Here is a 19,614-nt window from a genome sequence, read left to right on the forward strand (position 1 = left end):
ATCAGTAGTGCACCCTTTTTTCCACGTATTTGAATTGGATGACGGTCAGCAGACCAACGACAATAAGCAGGATGACGGACTGAGCGGAGGACGAACCGAGATCTTGTCCAACGAACCCATCCGAGAAGACTTTGTAGACTAGAATGGTCGTCGCCTGCTGTGGGCCACCGCCAGTGATCGTGTGGATGACGCCAAAGGTCTCAAAGAATGCGTAGACAACATTCACCACCAACAGGAAGAACGCGGTTGGTGACAAAAGCGGCAGCACGATTGTGAAGAACCGGCGCCAGAAGCGCGCGCCGTCAATTGCCGCAGCCTCGATCACCGATCTTGGGACCGACTGCAGCGCTGCGAAGAAGAACAAGAAGTTATAGCTGATACGCCCCCAGGCTGAGGCTACAACCACCAGGCCCATGGCCTCGGTGCCGTTCAGAACGTGGTTCCAGTCATAACCAAGCTGGCCGAGGTACCACGACACGACACCAACACGCGTGTTGAACATGAACAGCCACAGCACGCCTGCAACAGCGGGGGCAACGGCGTAGGGCCAGATCAGCAGCGTCCGGTAAACACCCGATCCTTTGATCAGGCGGTCCGCTATGACCGCCAGAAACAACGCCGGGATCATTGAACACAGAGTGACGAGCGTCGAAAACACCGCCGTCGTCACGAAAGAAGCGCGGTAAAATTTATCGCTCAGCAGGAATTCAAAGTTGCCGAACCCCACGAATTGGGACGACAGCCCAAAGGGATCAGGTATGAACAAAGACTGCCAAACCGCCTGACCGGCCGGATAGAAAAAGAAAACGGCGGAGATAATGACCTGAGGGGCGATCAGAGCCAATGGCAGAAGCCAGCCGCGAAAGGTGACGCGTTTTTCCATCCCGATAAACCACCGAATAGAGAAGATGCGGGCCCGAAACAGGCCCGCATCGAATTAGGACTTATTGATTGGCAGACTCGAACCGGCGCAGCAGGGCATCGCCGCGTTCTTTCGCACTGTCCATTGCTTCCTGAGCGGTCTTTTCACCGGACCAGACGGCCTCGAGCTCTTCGTCGATGATACCGCGGATCTGGTCAAACGACCCCAGACGCAGACCCTTCGAATTCGCAGTCGGCTCTTTGGCGGTCATCTGTATGACAGCAATGTCAGTACCTGGGTTTTCTTCATAGAAACCAGCATTTCGGGTCGCGACGCCAGCTTCGGCGGTGATTGGAAGATACCCTGTGTTCTGATGCCAGTTCGCCTGAACGTCCGAAGATGACAGGAAGCTCAGGAATTCACCGACACCTTTGTATTCTTCAGGGTCGTGACCCTCCATCACCCAAAGCGAAGCGCCACCAATAATGGTATTTTGCGGCTCGCTTACGGCCGCCTCCCAATAGGGCAATGGGCGCACGTCGAATTCGAACTCAGCCTCAGAGCTAATGCCGGCATAACCTGCCGAACTTTCGGTGAATAGTGCGCATTCACCTGCCCGGAAGTTCGCGCCACCTTCATTTCTGCGGCCGGTATAGATGAATTTACCATCTTTGGCCCAGTCACCCATCGCGGTCAGGTGCGCCACCTGCGTCGGTCCATTCAACATCAGTTCGGTATCAAGACCGGCAAATCCATTGTCCTTCGATGCGAATGGGACGTCGTGATAGGCCGAAAGGTTCTCAAGGTGGATCCAGCTTTGCCAAGCGGTGACCAGCGGACAGTCTTCACCCCCAGCCTTAAGCTGGTCAAGAACGTCACCAACCTTTTCCCAGGTCGACAAATCCGTGTCAGGGTCAACACCCGCCGCTTCCATAGCATCGCGATTGACCCAGAGAACGGGTGTGGACGAGTTGAAGGGCAGCGACAGCATGTCCCCGTCAGTGGTCGTATAGTAGCCTTTGACGGCACCAATGTAGGCATCAGGATCGAATGATGCACCGCTTTCAGCCATCACTTCATACACTGGTTTGATAGCCCCTTCGGCCGACATCATCGTTGCCGTGCCTACTTCGAAAACCATCAGGATATGTGGTTGTTCACCTGCTCGGAAAGCAGCAATACCCGCATTCAAGGTTTCCGAATAGTTGCCTTTATGGCTTTCTACTACAGTGAACTCATCTTGGCTGGCATTGAACTCTTCAACCTGAGCCTTCACAAGATCGCCTAGTCGACCGGTGAAGGCATGCCAGAACTGAATTTCGGTTTGCGCCATAGCCGCCACCGGCGACAGAGCAGTTGTTAAGGCGAGAGCGCCTAGAAAATTCTTTTTCATGATTCCTCCCATGCATCAGGGGTTGATGCTTCGTTGAATACCGACCGCAACGCGTAATCAGCACACATGACGATTTCACGACGTTAACGTTACAATTTTATAATTCAAGCATTTAATTTTTGAGAAAAACATAACATTACATTATAAACCAACTAGGGAAACAACGAACCAGGTTCAAAATATGAGTCAAACTTTGCGGATCCGGCAATTGGAAGCGCTCATGGCCGTTTCCACCAATGGGTCGGTCACTGCTGCAGCAACGGATCTTGGGATAAGTCAGCCCGCAGTCAGCAGACTGCTTTCTGATTTGGAAAAATCACTTGGCTTTCAGCTTTTTGATCGCCGCGAAGGTCGCTTGGTGCCCTCACAGGAGGTACGATATCTGCAACCCAGCGTAGAGCGCGTTCTGGAATTGATGAAGCAAATCTCGGATGTCAGTCAGGACATCACACAGCGCAAAGCGGGTCACATCCGCGTCGCTTGCTTACCGGGGTTCGCCACAAGTCATCTTCCCGATGTCGTCGCCAAGTTTTTGCAGGATCGGCCCGGCGTCACCCTGACGATTGAACCAGATCGACCGGAACGGATTCTCGAGTGGATGATAGGTGAGCAGTATGATTTCGGGATCACGGACAGCTTTAACGGTCACCCGGCCGTTGAAAGCAGAAACATCAATGTCCGCACAGTTTGCGTGTTTCCCACCGGGCATGAATTGGAAAGCCTCGCTGAGGTGACACCAGCGGATATTAAAGATGCTAAAATTATCCATACACGACGCGACAGCGACTTTTTTGGGCGGCTTTCCAAAGCGTTTCAGAGCGCCAACGTAGAGTTGAATTCCCACATCGAAGTCAGGCAGTTCACCGCAGCTTGTGAGTTGGCACTAAAAGGTGTCGGAGTTTCCGTGGTAAGCGAGTTGGACGCCATCCAGTATTCAACGCGTGGATTGAGCTATAGGCCGTTCAAGCCATTGCTTCCACATACACTATCGCTTGTGCGCCCAATATTGAAACAACCGTCACTGGTGACACTCGAATTCATCGAACAGTTTCAAGAAAGCTTAAAACCGTTCAAAGCCCAATGAGCCCGTCAAAAAAACCACGGCACATGAAAGAGCCTTTGCGCTGCCGACAAATCACCTACCCCTTTCTGCATAAGAAACATCAGAGTTTTGAGACCTCTGGGCATCATCCGGATCCAGCACCAAAGCGATCCACACCCATTCAGCCATGATCAGTGAAACAGCCATAAATTTCGCAAAGGAGCATCAATTGCAAGCTTCCTAATCCTTGCTCGCCAAAATCCATTTGACCGCGCAAATAGCATTCGTCTGACCAACGTGCTAGCGCTGCAGTAAGAGGCAGGCTTATCCGTAGTGCAGGTTGATCGAAATGCGGGGACCGATGTTATCGAAGGTGAAGTTTGAACAACGTAAACGCACTTATGCTGAACCAGCGCACTGTACACGAAATGATCGAGCCAGTTCAGATGCAGGTTTTACGCAGCACCAACAAAACTGTGTCCAGATAGTTCAGTTTCTCCGATCATTGGCCACCCTTAAACTTCCGCCACTAGAGCAAGGAGCAGAATAATGGACATAAGACCACTGACAGGCGGTTTGGGAGCTGAGATCATGGATGCTGACATCCGCGACAGTACCCAGTTTGAAGATATTCACGCCGCGTTTGCAAAGTACTCTGTGATCGTCGTCAGAGATCAGCAAGTCAGCCCAGACGATCACCTGGAATTTGCCCGTCGCTTCGGTCCGATCAATGTCAATCGATTCTTCAGACCTGTCGATGGCCATCCTGAGATCGCCATGGTGCTTAAGGAAAAGGATCAAAGAGAAGCGGTCGGCGAAGGTTGGCATACCGACCATTCGTACGATCAAGAACCCGCCATGGGTTCTATTCTCCATGCCATCGAAATGCCGCCATACGGCGGGGACACGCTTTTTGTTTCAATGGGCGCAGCCTATGACGCACTGTCCGTGCCGGTGCGCCAGTTTCTGCATGGGCTTACAGCCATTCATTCATCGCGGCATGTCTTTGGTGCAGCTGCGCAAGAAAGCGAGGCTGCAACGAGCGGGCGTCTGAGCAACGCAGAAAACGCCATTCAAGACGCACGCCACCCAGTAGTCATCACGCATCCCTTGAGTGGGCGTCGCGGATTATTCGTGAACCCGGTGTTTACCACGCATATCGAGGGCCTCTCCCGTGAGGAGTCCGATGCAATCCTTGCCATGCTCTATGAACATTGCAAACAACCTGAATTCCAATGCCGCGTCCGATGGCGGACTGGAGACATCACCATGTGGGACAACCGAGCGACATGGCACAAGGCCATCAACGACTATCACGGATTTCGACGCCTGATGCATCGAGTAACTGTGGAGGGCTCAGCTGTTTCCGCCATTCAGCCGACATAGAATACAGCCCCGAGGGTGCGCAAAATTGCCTATGGTGTGAGTTCGGACCATTAAATTGCCAATGTCGCGAATGCCTGATTTGACGGACCCAACCGTCACAATGGCAACCTCAAGCAAATGGTGGGTTCGGGCTGTTCTCGATTTTGGTGTTTGTGCCCGGAAGGACAAATTGTTGCTGAACCGCAATCAGCAGCGGGGAGCTGTCCCAATCAGGTTCCCCATAGTAACCGACGCCGGCTTTCTAGAAATTGCTCAAGTGCAAACAGGCAAAGCCTGATTTCAAGCAGAATTCGTCAGGGACCGAAGCCCCTGACAGATGTTGAATTTACCAGGTTGAGTCCGGGTCAACTTTGAAAAGATGCTCCATAAACACGCGAGTGACGGCCTGCAGTTTATCGGTGCGCGCGTGGTCGCGTTGCAGTTCGGCTGGAACCACATTCCATGTTATAGGTTCAACACCAGCCTCGATCATGCGGCGCATGCCGTTTGCGTGGCTGGTCTGAGTGATCGATCCAACGGCATCTTCCGGAACGTAGACGTCATATCCGGCCAACTCGGCCTCAATCGCGGGATAAGCCAGACATACATCCGTCCAAAGACCGCCCATTATCAGCTTCTTTCGGCCCGTTGCTTCAACTGCAGCTACAAATTCAGGCTCTTCCCAAGCGTTCACATTGGTCCGGTCAACAAATACCGCGTTCGGGGCCAGTTCGCGCAAATCTTCGATCATAGGATCATAGCCGTTCAATCCTACGGCTACATGGCTGAATATGATCGGGATGTCGTAGATCACGGCGGTCTTTATCAGACCCGTGGTATTGTTGATCAGCTCTTCGTGGTTGATATTCTTAACCCCAGCCAAAATCGGCGGCTGGTAGTCGATAAGGATCAGCGCCGAGTTGGTCGGTGACAGAAACGGGTCATTATCTGCGGCTCGGACAGGCGTGCCTTGATAGCCGTCTGGGTATGTTGCGACACCATCCACTGTTTTGATCATAGGTATTTCTGCGGTTGCTGGGAGTGCTACGGCGCTGATCGTCAAGCTCAGGGCTGCGGCGAACGGTTTGATGAAAGTGGTCATGGGTGCATCTCCATTAATGATGGGGGTTCAACCGTGCACATGCTCGGCGATCAGTCGCGCGACAGATGGTCCGGGACCAACAAGTTCCAGGACATTACGATCCGGATCGCGGATGAAAATTGTCTTGGTACCGCGAAATTCTCGACGGCCTGTGATGGCTATGCTGTGTTCGGTAACAAAGGCCTCGGTTGCTTCGGCGTCCCTTACCTTGACGGCCAGGTGCGTGATGCCGGGAAACTTCTCGACCTCATCCATCAAGACGTTTTCACCAGCTTTTGCTGTAGCGGGGCCTAACAGGTTGATGTTGATCCCGGACGGATGCAGCATCACCAACGGATGGCCATGGTCATAGCCGCCATCCGCGATCAACTCGAATCCCAGCAACTCATAGAAGGCGACTGATGTATCGCGGTCGCTGATGCGGATGCCAATGTGATCGAAGTTTCTTATATCCAACATGGTTTGGCCTTTCATTACACTGCAACCAATGTAACTATACTTGCGTTGATGCTTAATATCTCATCTGGAAGGTAATTTATTCCAAATGGATCATAATAAAGACTTGTTCGACGGCGTGGTTCTGTTCTGCACAGTAGTGGAACAGGAAGGCATGAGTGCTGCCGCAAAACTGCTGGGCCATACGCCTAGCCATGTCAGTAAAGAAATCGGACGGCTTGAGGCCCGGCTTGGCGCCCGGTTATTGAATCGGACCACGCGTCGGATCAGCCTGACGGAATCCGGGCGCATATACTATGAAAACGCCCGCCGGATTGTGGATGACGCCCGCGCCGTACAAAACAGGTTGCATTCCATCGGCGACAGACCCTTTGGAGAGCTTCGGATGAGCGTTCCTGTGGTTTTTGCACATGGATGGCTGAACGATCGGTTGCCCGAATTTCTGCAGCGATACCCCGAAGTTGATCTGAACATTGACATATCCGAGCGCCGGGCCGACATGATCGGTGAAGGCATCGATCTGCTGGTGCGCATCGGTGATTTGCCTCCGTCCGATTTGATTGCACGCGAACTTTTTCGCACACAAGGTCTTACAGTGGCTTCCCCCGCCTATCTGAACCGAAACGGCACGCCCCGCCACCCCGATGACCTAAAGGGGCATCAACTAATTGATTTTTCGTTTCACGGGGCCACCCAAAACTGGACCTACCCAGGACCAGATGGTGAGGCAATCGCGGTTCCAATCGCTCCTCGTATTCGATGCAACGATGGTCATACCGAAAAGGTGCTGGCCCTTGCTGGTCGTGGGATTACACGTCTGCCTCAGCTTTCCTGTCAGGCTGAACTGGATGCCGGGGCATTGGTGGCGATCTTACCCGATTTCAGCCCGCCTTCTATCGGAGTCCATGTGATCTATGCCAGCCGCGACAACCTGCCCGCAAAGACCCGCGCTATGATCGATTTTCTGGTCGAAATGAGCGGCTGAAGTCAGGTGCCGCCGAAGTTTCAAAGTCCTTCGTTTGCTGTGAGCAGTCTTCTTGCGGACAGTATCGCGCCTTGCAGCAATGTCTGATTTGATCAACCACGTCATAGTTTTACTTACGCCACGATAGGCAGCAATGAGCTGACTGATGGGAAATAATGGGTAGAAAACTGCAATCATTACATCTTTCCCGCAATTCCTAATCTGTCGAAACATGGAATCCGGCAGACAGGGTCATTGAACACGTTCAAGCGTCGGGCTTAGTTGAGCCAACGCGTTGACCACGCCAAACAACTCTTTTTCGAATGAAAGCAAGGCATCGGACTTCGCATCCACGATCGGGTAAAGCAGGCCAAACGTCATCCAGCGTTCAGGCGTCACCGGTACAAGTGCTAGTTTGTCCGAATTGGTTTGGGCGACGACCAACTCGTCCGCAACAGTTACACCAGCACCCTCTGCAACAAGCGAGCACGCGAGTTGAGATGCTGCCACTTCGCAAGTTTGCTTTGGTGTGACACCAGCAGAGTGAAAAATATCGTCCAACTGGTCGCGCAACAACAGACCGTGCATCAAGCGTATGATAGTTTCTTCCGCGAGATCACTCGCCGTAATTTCTTCTCGGATGGAAAGAGGATGATCCAATGGTAAGACCGCTTGTGCTCTCACTCTCAACAAAGGTTTAGTGACAATGCCCGGATGATCGACGGGCAAAGCACCAATACCGATATCGTATTCTCGTCCGGCCAACCATTTCCCCGCTTCACGTCTTGCCCGGACATCAAGGTTGATATTGGTGCCGGGGCTGGCCTTCATGAATCGCGCTACGGCCGGGGCTGACAGCGACTGCGCAATTCGGGGCATGGTTACAATCCTCAGAGTTTCCGTGCGACCTGCCCGGATTTCGGCAGCGATCCGAGGAACTTCATCAAGGTTGTCCAGGATACGGCCTGCCTCGCGGTAGAACGCCAACCCTTCGGGTGTTGGGGTCAGATTGCGGCCGCTGCGGTCAAACAGCGTCAGCTTGAGTTCGGCCTCGAGCCCCGAAATCAAGCGGCTGATCGCAGGCTGGCTAAGGTGCAGAATCTCGGATGCGGCAACCAGCGAGCCTTCGGACAATGTTGCGCGAAAGGCGCGTAGGGCCTTGATGTTCATCAATCCATACTTTCAATTTTTGCAAGAGTAGATAACATATTTGCATTTTTTACAATTGATGTTTTCGCGTAATTTGATCCCAAGCGAATTTGGGAGGTTACTCATGAAACGCAGAACGCTTCTTGGTGCTGTTATTGCCGCCATAGCCGTCACCACGACTGCCACCGCAACCTTTGCAGCGGATTGGCCAAAACGACCAATCAACCTGGTTGTTCCCTACAAGGCCGGGGGCGGTACTGACGCCTATGCCCGCGCCATCTCGGCCGCGGCGGAAGGCACGCTGGATGTGCCCGTTGTTGTGGTCAACAAGCCGGGGTCGGGCGGCCTGAATGGGGCCAATGCGGTGGTTGGCGCACGGCCCGACGGGTATACTCTGATGATGACATCCGGAGGATCGTTCCTTTTGTCGACGATGACCCGAGATACTGACATTGATGCATTGGAGAGCTTCGATTTTGTCGCTCAGGTAGGACAATTGCAGACGTCGCTTATCGTACCAGTCAACAGTCCGTATCAGACCGTTCAGGATTTAATTGACGCGGCCAAGGCCAATCCCGGCGAGCTGCGTTGGGCACACTCGGGGCGTGGTGGATTCCACCACGTCGGTGGGTTGGGCTTTCTGGCCAGTAACGGGATTGACGCCCAGGATGTGCCGTTCAAAGGCGGCGGGCCGACCCGGGCTGCCCTGATCGGCGAGCAGGCTGATTTCGGGTTCCTTGGCGTTCAGCAACTTGCTGGTTTTCAAGAGCAGTTGAGGGCACTGGCCGTCAACAGTCAGGAGCGGGATGGGATCATGACTGATGTCCCCTCGTTTGGTGAGCTGGGCATTCCATTCGCTGCAGTATCATCCCCAGTGATCGTCTTTGCACCTAAGGGCACACCGGTAGAAGTGATTGCTGCGTTGGAGACCGCGCTGGAAGAAATTGCCGCCAAGCCAGAATTTGCGGAACTCCTTGCCTCACGCGGAACCGGCCCGGTCTACCAGAATGGAGCGGACGCAAAAACAACCCTATCCGCAATGAAAGAGGACGCCACTCCCTTGGTCCAAAGCCTGACCAACTAATGTCCTCATGGTCGGGTGAACAATGGTCACCCGACCCCCTTGTTCATGTTGATATCTCGGAGGAAAGACATGCGTGCCTATGCAGAAGGTCTGGTGCTTGCCCTCATCTCAATCTTTGCAATCTGGGAGGCCTGGCAAGTACCGGCCGCATCTCCGGGCGATACATGGGCCGGGATTGTGCCATTCTCCGCCGCTCTCGCTCTACTTGCTCTGTCCGGTGTTATGGTGTTGAGCGCAACGCGCCAGACGGCGGGTGATACAAGTGACGATCAAGACAGCAACGCGACTTTACAGATCATAGGTCTGTTTATCATCGCTATGCTGTACCAGCAGTCGTTCCGCTGGTTCGGCTACCTGCTGCCGACTGCGATCGTGACGCCGATCGTCCTCTACATTTTCGGCGTACGCAGTCGGATCGGATTGGTTTTGTCGATCGTTCTTTGCCCGCTGGTCTTCCATCTCATCTTTTTTGTCCTGCTGGGTGTGTACCCGCCATATGGCGAAGTTTTCGACCTTCTCAGCTGGATTCAGGGGTAAAACATCATGGAGATCTTTCCTGCACTTCTGTCGGTGGTGACTGACCCTACATTGCTCTTTGCCATCGTACTTGCAGCGGCGGTTGGGATGGTGGTTGGTGCGACACCTGGCCTGACTGCCTCTGCGGCTATCGCGATGTTGCTTCCAATCACCTTTTATATGTCGCCGATCTTTGCGTTGGCATTTCTGTATGTGATCGGCAAGTCCGGTCGGTACGGCGGCTCGATCGCAGCAATCCTGTTCAACACACCCGGAACAGCGGCCAGTGCAGCGACTCAGATCGATGGCTATCCGTTGGCACGAGCGGGCAAAGCAGGAAAAGCTATGAAAGTGGCGACAATCTCGTCCGTCATCGGCGACCTGATGGGGGATGTCCTGCTGGTCATCGGTGTAGGTTTCATTGCGGCCGTCGCACTGAAACTCGGCCCGCCTGAGACTTTCGCCATCTACTTTGCCGCTTTTGTCGTAATAGGTTCTGTCATTGGCACTTCCATCGTCAAGGGTCTGGCATCGGCCTTGATGGGCATCCTGATCGCCATGGTCGGGCTGGACCCGATTTCGAGCGAAGAGCGCTATACATTCGGATCGTTCGATCTATCCAATGGCATCGGCTTGGTACCCCTGATGATAGGTGTTTTTGTATTGGGCGAAGTATTCGCGCAGCTAGAATCCCGCCGCAAGGCTACCGGAGAGACCAAAGAGAATGAAACCACAGCGGATGGCAACAGTCTAACCTGGGCGGAATACAAACCCTGTCTTCCGCACGCATTGCGTGGTGGGTTCATCGGCGCAGGCATCGGTGTATTGCCCGGCCTGGGATCGGCGATCGCGGCGTTCATCTCTTATGGAGAAGGCAAACGCCACGCGAACAACTCCGAGATGTGGGGCAAGGGGGCACTAGAAGGCGTTGCCGCACCTGAGGCTGCCAATAATGCTGTGTCCGGTCCATCAATGGCTCCATTGCTGACGCTGGGCATTCCAGGTTCGACCATCGGGGCAATATTGCTGGGCGTTTTCCTGATCCACGGCATTCAGGTTGGTCCGACCTTATTCCTGACGGATAAGGAGCTGGTGTACAAACTTTTCGCATGCGGCATGCTGGGTATTCTGGCTTATGGCTTGATCGGTTATTTCGGCGCCACACAAGTTGCCCGCCTGATCCTGAAGATTCCGACCAATGTGCTGTATCCACTGATCTTCCTAACCGCGTTTGTCGCAGCCTATTCAGCCAGTGGATCGATGTTTGACGTAACCGTCATGACCGTAGCGGGGTTCGCCGGCTGGCTGATGCGGAAATACGACTTCAACGTTGCAGCGTTCGTAATTTCCTTTGTGCTGGCTAAGGGTGCCGAGGAAACCTTTCGCCAATCCCTACTGATGTCCGAAGGCGGCGCACTGATATTTGTCGAACGCCCCATAGCTCTTGCGTTCATCATCGTCGGCTTTGCTGCCATGGCGTTCCGAATCCGAGGTATCGTCAAAGAACGCCGCATCTCTCGTGGAGGGCTCGAAGATGCTTGAATACAGTATCTACCGAGATTGCTTTTCCAGCGCCGATATGCGGTCGATCTGGTTCGAGCACGCCACGATATCCGCCTGGCTTAAGGTCGAACAGGTTCTTGCGGCGCATCAAGCTGCGGCTGCTCTAATCCCGATTGAGGCTGCTGAAGCAATTGAGGAGATTTCGATCTGCGATCTGAACCATGAGGAATTGCGGAAAGAGATGATGTTTGTTGGCCGCCCCATCGTAGGACTGGCCAAACAGTTGCGCCAACTATTGCCAGAACACTCGGCCCATGTGCACTATCGTACGACCACGCAGGATGTGATGGACACGGCGTTGGCGATGCAGATGAAACTGGGGCTTGAGCAAATACAAAGCACCCTCGGCGATGTCATGGCTGCGATCGCTCATCATATTTCCGCCCATCCAGACACAATGATGATGGGAAGAACCAATGGTCAGCATGCTGTGCCCATTCGCCTTGCGACGAAGCTTGAAGTCTGGCGATCTGAACTGGGTCGGCGGTCTGAGGCACTTCAAGAGGCGGCAAAACGTGGATTGAATGTTCAGATTGGTGGCCCCGTCGGAGACTTGCGCGAATATGAAAATGGCATTGGTCGCCAGATTAAACAGGATGTTGCTCATTCACTCGGTCTGAACGTCGTCGAACCGCACTGGCAGAACGCTCGTGACGGTATCGCTGACATCGTCACCGCCCTTGGCTCGCTTTGCGGGACGCTGTGCAAAATCGCCCACAACGTCAATCAACTGTCATCATCCGACATCGGTGAATTCGCCGAAGTTCATGAACCTGGCAAAGGATCGTCTTCAGCGATGGCCCACAAACGAAATCAACGCGCATCGGAATTTGGGGAGGCCGTCGCTCGGCTGGGACGCCAACGGGCCGGACAAATAGGTGAACTGACCCATCATGAGCATGAACGATCGGGTGGCGTCTGGATTGGGGAATGGATCGTTGTTCCCGAGGTCTTTCTTTTGACTTCCGGCGCGCTGCATTGGTCGGAACGGATGTTCAAGAGTTTAGTGACCGATACTAACGCGATGGCGCTGCTGGTTTCGTCTTATCGCCCTGTGAATAGTATCTATCATCTAGATAGATCATAACTAAACACATCGCATCCTGAATTGTCGAAGCGTGGCAGAACACAGGAGATGCCACTATGACCAAGAAGATCACAATCATCGGTGCCACAGGCCATTTGGGGCATCGCGTGACCGCGAAACTTGTTGAGAAAGGTGCAGAAGTAACTGCCATCGTGCGTGATCCTGAGGCGGCAAAATCAATGCTTCCCACGCAGGTTCGGCTTATCCAGGGCGACGTGTCGGACTTGGCCAGCCTGAGATCAGCCCTTCACGGCACTGAGACGCTGTACATTACGCTGAATACCGAATCTCTGGACACCACCGCACCATTCCACACAGAGCGGGAAGGCGTAATTAACATTATCGCGGCAGCAAAAGAGGTCGATGTTCAGCACATCATGCAAATTGCAGGGGTCGACTACGCGTATCCGCAGTTTTCGACCGAGGGCATGGCCTATGGCACCAACGCGATACGCACGGGCGGGATCAATGCCATCAAAGCATCTGGCATTCCTTATACTCTTTTCTTTTGCTCCTTCTTTTTGGATTCATTGCCCAAGCTATTGATGGACAATCAATTGGCCGTAATCGGAAATCACATTCATCCAATCTGGTTCACCAATTCCAGCGATCTTGCAGAACTCGTCCACAATGCCATCGGTAACGATGCTGCCAAAAACATGGAATTTGCCGTGCAGGGTCAACAGGCCGTCACGTATACCGAAGCGGCCAAAGAATTTCTCGCTTCTTTCGCCCCGGAGGCGGAGGTGGTTGAGTTACCCATGGATGCTCTTGATGAAATGGGGCTGCCGGAAGAGCAGGCCGTTTTCATCGAACACGTTTTGACGTTTGTGCAACAGTTGCGGGAAGAGCAAGTGGACAGAGAAACCCGTGGGATTCTTGGAGCGCCAAAACACACCATTACCTCATTCGCCGAGGAGCTTCGAAATGAGGCTTAAGTCACGTTGGAATTTTGAATAACGGCTTTTTCAGCGAGCAACTCCTTAAGCCTTACCGTCGCTCGACCTATAGGCCTTTCGAAAGACCAGATCATATCCACCGAGCGTTCGGCGTAGTTCTTGGTCTCGAATTGCAGTGGCAGGATTTTTAACGCTCCGGTCTGAACAAAGACGTCCACCGCGTGCAATGGCAGCGCCGACCACCCTAGGCCGGCCTGCACAAGATCAATGGCTTCCGATGCAGTGCTGACCTGCCAAATAGACGACGATGCCTTAAGGATAGCGCTGTTGGGATTATCGGCTTCCTTCAATAATATCTGACGATGTAGTCGCAATTCTTCCCAAGAGACTGACGACATTTGAGCAAGCGGACCTTCGGGATGGCTGACACACACCAGCCTGAGCGTGCCCAATGAGCAAAAGTCTAGTGCCTGGGGGATGCCCTCAGGTTCCAGAATAACCCCCAAATCCACCACACCATCGACGATCAATCGCTGAATCTCAGCGGCAGTAAAGGCACGTATCTCCACATCGACAGAAGGAAATTCTTCACTGAAGCTGCGAATGATCTCTCCCAGATTGGCCAGTTTGGTGTGCGGCGCCATGACGAGGGTAACGCGGTTTTCCAATGTCATGGACTAGGCATCTGCGACCGCTAGAAAACGGCTGCGCCGTTCCAACAGAATTTCGGCCGGCGAGATCAACGCCTCTCCTGCTTTGGTAAGCGAGGGATATCTTAAGCTGCGATCGAAAAGCTCGACATCCAGATTGGCGACCAAAGTGCTGATCACCGATTGTGCTTTGTTGCGTTTTCTGGCTGCGGCGGAAAAGGAACCTTCGTTATGGGTAGTAACGAACGCCGCCAACTGCTCGAATGACGCGCGCATCAGAACCCTCTTTCCATCTATCTATTATCAGTATGGTAGGCAGCTTTATGGATCGCAACAACAGTCCGTTACTTGCCCAACGATATGAATTGAGGAGAACTTTCATGAGCTTTGCCGGTCGGATTGTGCACGCGGTGTTGTTCGAGATCTTTGCGCTTATAAGTATTGCCCTAATACTTCCGCTACTCACACATATCGACGCGCAGAAATCATTGATGCTTGGGGTGTTCTTCTCCTTGGCAGCGATGCTTTGGAACGTTGTCTTTAATATCACGTTTGATTGGTCGCATTTCAAACTGGTCAACCAGTCCAATTCGTCTGTTTCGAGTTATCGCAACTGACCAGTGATTACGCCCAATGCGTATGCCTTTATGCTGATGATGGGATTCTCATAATCCGCTAAAGGAACAGATATGGGGAACCATTGGGCCAGTGATCTTCAATCCTGGTCCGTTGAGCGTCGTCAAAGTTCAGGTGTGCGACCTGAGCATTTGTGAACTCTTCTCGCATGGCATGGATTAATCCTGCGGGTTTTATGGCATCGGGAATCTCTGCCGCCTTTTCAACATGGGGCTCGACTGCTGTTTCGCCCAATTTGATCGCGGGCCCGAGCAGTGCGAATGCAGGATTGATCGACAGTGCTGCAATCGCACCAATGAATTCAGCGATGCCCGCGCCCCATTTCAATCTGACTGGTATTTTGGTGGCTGCAACAGCCTTTGCGTAGGCCTTAACCAGCGTCTCCATGCGCTCGCGCGCCTCTTGTTTGCTGGTTCCTCTCAAAGCTTCGACCGATGTCCAGGCACGCAAGGCGTTGCGGTGTTCCTGCACCTCAGGCATTGCGCAAAGATCAAGCGCGGCCTTGATCTGGTCTTGATGAGAGCGGGTCTTGCCCTCAGCAGTTTCGTGATGAGGAACCAGGAATTCCCAACCAAACGCGCGCAGCAAAGGTTCCTGCTCTGGAGTGTCATCAAGGAAAGCCTGAGGGCCATCATAGGCCGGGATAACTGCGACCTCGGTGAGAGGTATTCCCTTGATCAGCGCCCGGTTCCGTTTGGCATCCACGAAATCCTGAAGAACCCGACGGGTTAGGTGAAACGCAGGCGCATCGAAATCCTCTTCCTTTTGCGCTGCTTCGAATCCGGGCTGTTGCTGAAGATCGGCCACATCCATTTCGGCGTCCGTAGCGATCTTTCGTTTTTTCCACTCCATGTGGTGCGCGTTGTCCCAGGAAACCTCCATCAAAAGATCTCTGGGAATCCAGCTTAGTATCTTGTCCTGGCGCTCCGGGTTCCATTTTGCAGGCCAGGTCGCTCCTTGCGGTGGCCGGGGGATCACCAGTGTCTCGAAAAGCACCAACTCGGCGACGAAAGCGCTCGGTCGAAGGTGATCGCGCACTGACATGGTGCCCCAAAGCTGCGACGAATTGTTCATGGCATTTCTCCTGCAATCGTCTTGCAGATCAGGTTACCATCTTTGTGCTCCAACCCAAGATGGTTGCTTGGGTATGCCCAAACAGAGCTGATGTAGCTTATGCAACAGGAATGCGGAAAACTCATCTCGCCGCGCTCGCAATTCCGCGCCACCATTTCAAATAGCGCCCAAAATGCCAAGCGTTGTCGCGAACGACTGGTCAGGCAATGCAGCGGTGCGATAGGACGGTATTTCCCGAAAATCCGGTCGCACCATTCTAGGCCATCAATGTGAATGTCCGCGTAGAGGATATTCATGGCTTCCTAGTCTGATGACCCTCTTCTTCAGCAACACAGTGATTACATCCGCAATGGCGTTACTAATTCGATGCCAGTTGTACGGCGCTAACCGTTACATACCTACAGCTACAGCTCCGCCTTGACCGAGAGCCTCGGGTGAGCGGCGATAGCAAAACAAAGGTGATCGCGCCTTCCGGCTTAGCTGGCAGATTTTTGCGGGAATCGGCAATAAATGCTACGATAGCTTTGTTGGCAGGATCGCCGCTGGGTCTCTCCGGCCATCGCGCTTCGTTATTCTTTTTTATTACAACAAGTTCTTTTTTTCTGCCGTTCGGCCGGGCGATCCGGGGCTTCTTGCCCAGCGTTTTAGAATGATTTTGAACGGAGGCAGACATGCCCGAAACAGTATTTGAACGCGCGCCAGACGGCGCGATCATTGGACTTCAGCATCATGGCGACCCTCTTGGAGGGCGTTCTACAGGAACCAGTGCGCTGGATGTGGCGCAGGCTTATGCCGCCGAAGTGGCGGGGCTTTACCGGATAAAGCCTGATTTTCTTGACAGGCTCGGCGAGAGTGTTTCAGGCAAGTATAATCGCGAGGAGGGCAGCAAGCTGCGGCTGGAAGAAGCCAAGGCAGTACAGTCCTTTCTGGTCTACACATTTCGTCAGACACATCACGGCATCCCGGTCTGGGAGCGCGGTCTGACACTGCGCATGGCCGGCCCAGACAATGTGGTCACCGGTTCGTCCTCAAGTGTTGCTGCCGATATCGAACTCAGCAACGCCCCTACTCCGCCTGCTGGCCGCGACAAACAAGCTGGCACGGTTCTGCGCGAAGCTGTGAAAGGGGCCAAGTTCACAAAATTCAAGGTTAATGACACCCGGGACTTTGTCTATCGCTACGACGCAGAACATCGCCTGCCACACAAAGAACCGGGCGAGATCGAAGGGGCCGAGTTAACCCCGCTGCCAGAGATTGGTCGTGTACCAAAGGGCATCAAGGACGGCGAATGGCGTTTCGTAAGCCTTGTGCATTTTGGCTGCAAAATTCCCGACTACGGAGAGCTGAACTGGCGAGCATTGGTCGATTGGGAGACCGGCGCGGTGCTTTACATCCGGCCATTGGTGGGGTGTGTTTCGGGCTACGTCTTCACAGATGACCCGATATCACTTTCAGGAGATTCAGAGCTTGATCCGACGGCCCCGGTTGCGCTTTTGGATGCGCAACGCGAACTGGTGGCGCTGGAACGGTTGATATTACCGGGCGGTGGCGCACCGGTGGAACTAAGCGGCGAATTGGTGGCGGTACGGGATCTTGACACACCGAACATCGCCCCACCGACTGAAAACGCCGGTGCCGCATCGATCTTTGATTATCCCGCCGACAGCGACGATTTCGCGGCGGTCTGTGCGTACTACAACCATGATTTCCTGTATCGCTTCGTCCAGTCTTTGGGCTTCGATCTGCCCAGCTATTTCGACGGGGTGACCTTCCCGGTGGATGTTGATCACCGCTGGTTCAATCCCATTGCAGGACCGGTGAATGCTCAGGCGCCAGGCAATGCCATAGGCAATGGTGTGCTACGCTTTCGTTATGCGCTTGCGGCAAATGGCTCCACAGTCGGCATGGCCACAGACTCGCGCGTATCGGCGCATGAATTCGGGCACGCAGTGCTATGGGATCATCTCAATTGGCCCAATTTCGGCTTTTGTCATGGCTTTGGTGACGCGCTGGCGGCAATACTTTACGATCCTCAAGGTATTGCGCCGGATCGTTTCCGTACCTTCCCCTTCAGCAACCTAATCACCCGGCGATGGGATCGGTCGGTCGCCTCGGGTTGGGGCTGGGGTGGCACGATGGACGTGGGCGGATATCGGTCGACCGAGATCAATGCCACTACTTTGGGCCGAATCTATCGATCTCTCGGAGGTGATTCCACAGAACTGGACGACAGGCTGCATGCCAGCCGCTACACGATCTATCTGATCCTGCAGGCGGTGCCGCTTTTGGCCGGGATCGTGCCCAACACAGTCGAAGGTTTTTCCCGCGCCTTGCAGGAATCAGACGAGAACACTGCTCAATTCGACGGTGCAGCCGGAGGCTGGGCACACAAAGTGGTACGCTGGGGCTTTGAGAAGCAGGCGCTCTACAACGGATCCCCGCCTGATGTTGACGTCTTCATTGATGACGGACGACAGGGTGAATACCCTTGGCACCAACCGGGCAACAATGCTCCCAGCATCTGGAATCGGCACCGTCCTGACGGCGGCACCGACCACGAGACTCCGCGCCGCTGCGTCGAGAATTATCTGTATGTCCGGATCGGCAATCGCGGCAACTACCCAGCCCAATCAGTGACTTTGTCATTAGCCCGCGCGACCGAAGGCAAGGGCACCACATGGCCGGATGACTGGGATCCGCTGATCGTAGGCGAACCTATCGGCCAATCAGTGCATTGTGGCGACGAAGTGATCGTCGGCCCGATCCCATGGTGCCCCGAGGACCTGTGCGAGGAATACATTCTTGCCAGCGTGGATACGCCAGAAGACCGCAGCAATGTCGAGACGATCGCAGGCAGTCTGCCTGTCGATCGACTGGCACTTGGTGACAACAACGTCGCCCTTCGCCGAATGGAGGTGAACCGCGCCGAAGATGACACCCCTTGCTGCGAGGAGGAAGAACCGAAGATGACCTATCGTTACGCTGTCAAGTTCGTCTGCGGCTGTTCCAAGGGCCGCATTTTGTCCCAGGGCCGCTATCACACAGCAATCAACATCGGAAACGGCAGCGGAGATGCTGTGCGTTTTCGTAAACGGGTGTCGTCGGCCTTGCCAAACGAAAAACCGGGTAATGTCTCGGCCAGAACGAAGAATAAACTCGGTCCCTGGGAATCGATGGAGATCGATTGCGAGGATGTGGCACGACACCTGCGGGTGGCCGAATGCTGTTTCCTGAAAGGGTTTGTCTTTATCGACAGCGAAACACCGCTGGACGTGGTCGCGGTCTACACCGCCGCCCATGGTGAAGGCGAAGTGGAAACCATCGATGTCGAACCAGTCGTGCCTCGGCTGATCAAAAAGGTACCGCCCCCGCCACCGCCACCTCCGCCGCCGCCTCCACCCGAGGACAAACCGGACCTGATCCCGGTGCAGCCCTTCCCTCCCGGCCCGCCACCCTTCCCGGCTTGGTATTGTGAGGAGCCGCGCAAGTTGAGGATCATCGTGCGTAACATTGGTGCAGGGGCTGCCGGGCCTTCGACCACGCGGGTCGATTTCTTCCAGAGCGGCGTGGTGGTCGATCTGCCGACACCGGCACTGGGGCCAAACGGGGATGAGACCACACTATCGCTCGAATTCCCGGACGAGGTCAAAGGTGGCGAGCAGATCCCCTTCAAGATCACCGTCAATGCCAATCCGGCCGATGGTGTGACGGAGACAGACACCACCAACAACAGCGACTCTTCCTCCTGCGGCCTGGCCAGCTAAAGCAAACT

18 protein-coding genes are annotated in these 19,614 nt (G+C 54.1%); 10 read left to right on the forward strand and 8 right to left on the reverse strand.

Going from position 1 to position 19,614, the window contains the following annotated elements; genetic code table 11:
• Nucleotide 1: 1 nt before the first annotated feature.
• Together ugpA and ugpB are read right to left on the reverse strand one after the other, a co-directional pair.
• Nucleotides 2-883, reverse strand: a complete 882-nt coding sequence (gene ugpA / locus ACR0A1_RS10890) for a sn-glycerol-3-phosphate ABC transporter permease UgpA (protein ID WP_170513075.1) — start codon at nt 881-883, stop codon at nt 2-4.
• Nucleotides 884-944: 61 nt separating this feature from the next.
• Nucleotides 945-2,255, reverse strand: a complete 1,311-nt coding sequence (gene ugpB / locus ACR0A1_RS10895; protein ID WP_170513071.1) for a sn-glycerol-3-phosphate ABC transporter substrate-binding protein UgpB — start codon at nt 2,253-2,255, stop codon at nt 945-947.
• A 181-nt stretch (nt 2,256-2,436) separates the two neighbouring features.
• Between ugpB and ACR0A1_RS10900 the strand changes: the two genes are divergently transcribed.
• Both ACR0A1_RS10900 and ACR0A1_RS10905 read left to right on the forward strand, forming a co-directional pair.
• A complete protein-coding gene (locus ACR0A1_RS10900; protein WP_223116970.1) occupies nt 2,437-3,339 on the forward strand; it encodes a LysR substrate-binding domain-containing protein in 903 nt (300 codons plus the stop codon).
• A gap of 507 nt (nt 3,340-3,846) precedes the next feature.
• Nucleotides 3,847-4,683 carry a TauD/TfdA dioxygenase family protein gene (locus ACR0A1_RS10905; protein ID WP_480867442.1) on the forward strand — a complete coding sequence of 279 codons (837 nt, stop codon included), beginning with the start codon at nt 3,847-3,849 and terminating at the stop codon, nt 4,681-4,683.
• A 325-nt stretch (nt 4,684-5,008) separates the two neighbouring features.
• Here the strand turns inward: ACR0A1_RS10905 and ACR0A1_RS10910 are convergent, their stop codons facing one another.
• On the reverse strand, nt 5,009-5,764 hold the full coding sequence (locus ACR0A1_RS10910) for an isochorismatase family protein (protein WP_170597516.1): 756 nt from the start codon (nt 5,762-5,764) through the stop codon (nt 5,009-5,011).
• Between the two features lie 27 nt (nt 5,765-5,791).
• Nucleotides 5,792-6,223, reverse strand: a complete 432-nt coding sequence (locus ACR0A1_RS10915) for a VOC family protein (RefSeq protein WP_480562545.1) — start codon at nt 6,221-6,223, stop codon at nt 5,792-5,794.
• An 85-nt stretch (nt 6,224-6,308) separates the two neighbouring features.
• Here ACR0A1_RS10915 and ACR0A1_RS10920 point away from each other — a divergent pair, with 85 nt between their 5' ends.
• Nucleotides 6,309-7,205 carry a LysR family transcriptional regulator gene (locus ACR0A1_RS10920; protein WP_480867445.1) on the forward strand — a complete coding sequence of 299 codons (897 nt, stop codon included), beginning with the start codon at nt 6,309-6,311 and terminating at the stop codon, nt 7,203-7,205.
• Nucleotides 7,206-7,436: 231 nt separating this feature from the next.
• Here ACR0A1_RS10920 and ACR0A1_RS10925 read toward each other — a convergent pair whose 3' ends face one another.
• Nucleotides 7,437-8,354 (reverse strand): LysR family transcriptional regulator, encoded by a 918-nt coding sequence (locus ACR0A1_RS10925; protein WP_170818911.1) that lies wholly within the window; start codon nt 8,352-8,354, stop codon nt 7,437-7,439.
• Between the two features lie 103 nt (nt 8,355-8,457).
• On the opposite strand from ACR0A1_RS10925, the gene ACR0A1_RS10930 reads away from it, so the two are divergent.
• The 5 genes from ACR0A1_RS10930 to ACR0A1_RS10950 all read left to right on the forward strand — a co-directional run bounded on the left by ACR0A1_RS10930 (nt 8,458) and on the right by ACR0A1_RS10950 (nt 13,521).
• The gene (locus ACR0A1_RS10930; protein WP_480867447.1) at nt 8,458-9,417 is read left to right on the forward strand and encodes a tripartite tricarboxylate transporter substrate binding protein; all 960 of its coding nucleotides are present in this window, start codon (nt 8,458-8,460) and stop codon (nt 9,415-9,417) included.
• Between the two features lie 69 nt (nt 9,418-9,486).
• Complete coding sequence (locus ACR0A1_RS10935; RefSeq protein WP_480752226.1) at nt 9,487-9,954, forward strand: tripartite tricarboxylate transporter TctB family protein; 468 nt, start codon at nt 9,487-9,489, stop codon at nt 9,952-9,954.
• 6 nt (nt 9,955-9,960) lie between these two features.
• On the forward strand, nt 9,961-11,475 hold the full coding sequence (locus ACR0A1_RS10940) for a tripartite tricarboxylate transporter permease (protein WP_170392722.1): 1,515 nt from the start codon (nt 9,961-9,963) through the stop codon (nt 11,473-11,475).
• Complete coding sequence (locus ACR0A1_RS10945; RefSeq protein WP_480867450.1) at nt 11,468-12,583, forward strand: lyase family protein; 1,116 nt, start codon at nt 11,468-11,470, stop codon at nt 12,581-12,583. The genes ACR0A1_RS10940 and ACR0A1_RS10945 overlap by 8 nt, the downstream gene beginning before the upstream one ends.
• Before the next feature lie 56 nt (nt 12,584-12,639).
• A complete protein-coding gene (locus ACR0A1_RS10950; RefSeq protein ID WP_170625055.1) occupies nt 12,640-13,521 on the forward strand; it encodes an NmrA family NAD(P)-binding protein in 882 nt (293 codons plus the stop codon).
• Here ACR0A1_RS10950 and ACR0A1_RS10955 read toward each other — a convergent pair.
• Complete coding sequence (locus ACR0A1_RS10955; protein WP_480752215.1) at nt 13,518-14,156, reverse strand: substrate-binding domain-containing protein; 639 nt, start codon at nt 14,154-14,156, stop codon at nt 13,518-13,520. The genes ACR0A1_RS10950 and ACR0A1_RS10955 overlap by 4 nt on opposite strands.
• A gap of 3 nt (nt 14,157-14,159) precedes the next feature.
• A complete protein-coding gene (locus ACR0A1_RS10960; protein WP_480752212.1) occupies nt 14,160-14,408 on the reverse strand; it encodes a LysR family transcriptional regulator in 249 nt (82 codons plus the stop codon).
• A 104-nt stretch (nt 14,409-14,512) separates the two neighbouring features.
• Here ACR0A1_RS10960 and ACR0A1_RS10965 point away from each other — a divergent pair, with 104 nt between their 5' ends.
• The gene (locus ACR0A1_RS10965) at nt 14,513-14,749 is read left to right on the forward strand and encodes a chlorhexidine efflux transporter (protein WP_480752210.1); all 237 of its coding nucleotides are present in this window, start codon (nt 14,513-14,515) and stop codon (nt 14,747-14,749) included.
• A 58-nt stretch (nt 14,750-14,807) separates the two neighbouring features.
• Here ACR0A1_RS10965 and ACR0A1_RS10970 read toward each other — a convergent pair whose 3' ends face one another.
• Nucleotides 14,808-15,842 (reverse strand): hypothetical protein, encoded by a 1,035-nt coding sequence (locus ACR0A1_RS10970; RefSeq protein ID WP_170565269.1) that lies wholly within the window; start codon nt 15,840-15,842, stop codon nt 14,808-14,810.
• A gap of 671 nt (nt 15,843-16,513) precedes the next feature.
• Between ACR0A1_RS10970 and ACR0A1_RS10975 the strand changes: the two genes are divergently transcribed.
• The gene (locus ACR0A1_RS10975; protein WP_480752206.1) at nt 16,514-19,606 is read left to right on the forward strand and encodes a hypothetical protein; all 3,093 of its coding nucleotides are present in this window, start codon (nt 16,514-16,516) and stop codon (nt 19,604-19,606) included.
• The last annotated feature ends 8 nt before the right edge of the window (nt 19,607-19,614 follow it).

The sequence above is a fragment of the Ruegeria sp. D6 genome, assembly GCF_056534365.1.

What these genes read in the sequence shown, in the direction of transcription:
- ugpA (WP_170513075.1), bottom strand. Translation starts at nt 883, where the DNA reads ATGGAAAAACGCGTCACCTTTCGCGGCTGGCTTCTGCCATTGGCTCTG.
- ugpB (WP_170513071.1), bottom strand. Translation starts at nt 2,255, where the DNA reads ATGAAAAAGAATTTTCTAGGCGCTCTCGCCTTAACAACTGCTCTGTCG.
- ACR0A1_RS10900 (WP_223116970.1), top strand. Translation starts at nt 2,437, where the DNA reads ATGAGTCAAACTTTGCGGATCCGGCAATTGGAAGCGCTCATGGCCGTT.
- ACR0A1_RS10905 (WP_480867442.1), top strand. Translation starts at nt 3,847, where the DNA reads ATGGACATAAGACCACTGACAGGCGGTTTGGGAGCTGAGATCATGGAT.
- ACR0A1_RS10910 (WP_170597516.1), bottom strand. Translation starts at nt 5,764, where the DNA reads ATGACCACTTTCATCAAACCGTTCGCCGCAGCCCTGAGCTTGACGATC.
- ACR0A1_RS10915 (WP_480562545.1), bottom strand. Translation starts at nt 6,223, where the DNA reads ATGTTGGATATAAGAAACTTCGATCACATTGGCATCCGCATCAGCGAC.
- ACR0A1_RS10920 (WP_480867445.1), top strand. Translation starts at nt 6,309, where the DNA reads ATGGATCATAATAAAGACTTGTTCGACGGCGTGGTTCTGTTCTGCACA.
- ACR0A1_RS10925 (WP_170818911.1), bottom strand. Translation starts at nt 8,354, where the DNA reads ATGAACATCAAGGCCCTACGCGCCTTTCGCGCAACATTGTCCGAAGGC.
- ACR0A1_RS10930 (WP_480867447.1), top strand. Translation starts at nt 8,458, where the DNA reads ATGAAACGCAGAACGCTTCTTGGTGCTGTTATTGCCGCCATAGCCGTC.
- ACR0A1_RS10935 (WP_480752226.1), top strand. Translation starts at nt 9,487, where the DNA reads ATGCGTGCCTATGCAGAAGGTCTGGTGCTTGCCCTCATCTCAATCTTT.
- ACR0A1_RS10940 (WP_170392722.1), top strand. Translation starts at nt 9,961, where the DNA reads ATGGAGATCTTTCCTGCACTTCTGTCGGTGGTGACTGACCCTACATTG.
- ACR0A1_RS10945 (WP_480867450.1), top strand. Translation starts at nt 11,468, where the DNA reads ATGCTTGAATACAGTATCTACCGAGATTGCTTTTCCAGCGCCGATATG.
- ACR0A1_RS10950 (WP_170625055.1), top strand. Translation starts at nt 12,640, where the DNA reads ATGACCAAGAAGATCACAATCATCGGTGCCACAGGCCATTTGGGGCAT.
- ACR0A1_RS10955 (WP_480752215.1), bottom strand. Translation starts at nt 14,156, where the DNA reads ATGACATTGGAAAACCGCGTTACCCTCGTCATGGCGCCGCACACCAAA.
- ACR0A1_RS10960 (WP_480752212.1), bottom strand. Translation starts at nt 14,408, where the DNA reads ATGCGCGCGTCATTCGAGCAGTTGGCGGCGTTCGTTACTACCCATAAC.
- ACR0A1_RS10965 (WP_480752210.1), top strand. Translation starts at nt 14,513, where the DNA reads ATGAGCTTTGCCGGTCGGATTGTGCACGCGGTGTTGTTCGAGATCTTT.
- ACR0A1_RS10970 (WP_170565269.1), bottom strand. Translation starts at nt 15,842, where the DNA reads ATGAACAATTCGTCGCAGCTTTGGGGCACCATGTCAGTGCGCGATCAC.
- ACR0A1_RS10975 (WP_480752206.1), top strand. Translation starts at nt 16,514, where the DNA reads ATGCCCGAAACAGTATTTGAACGCGCGCCAGACGGCGCGATCATTGGA.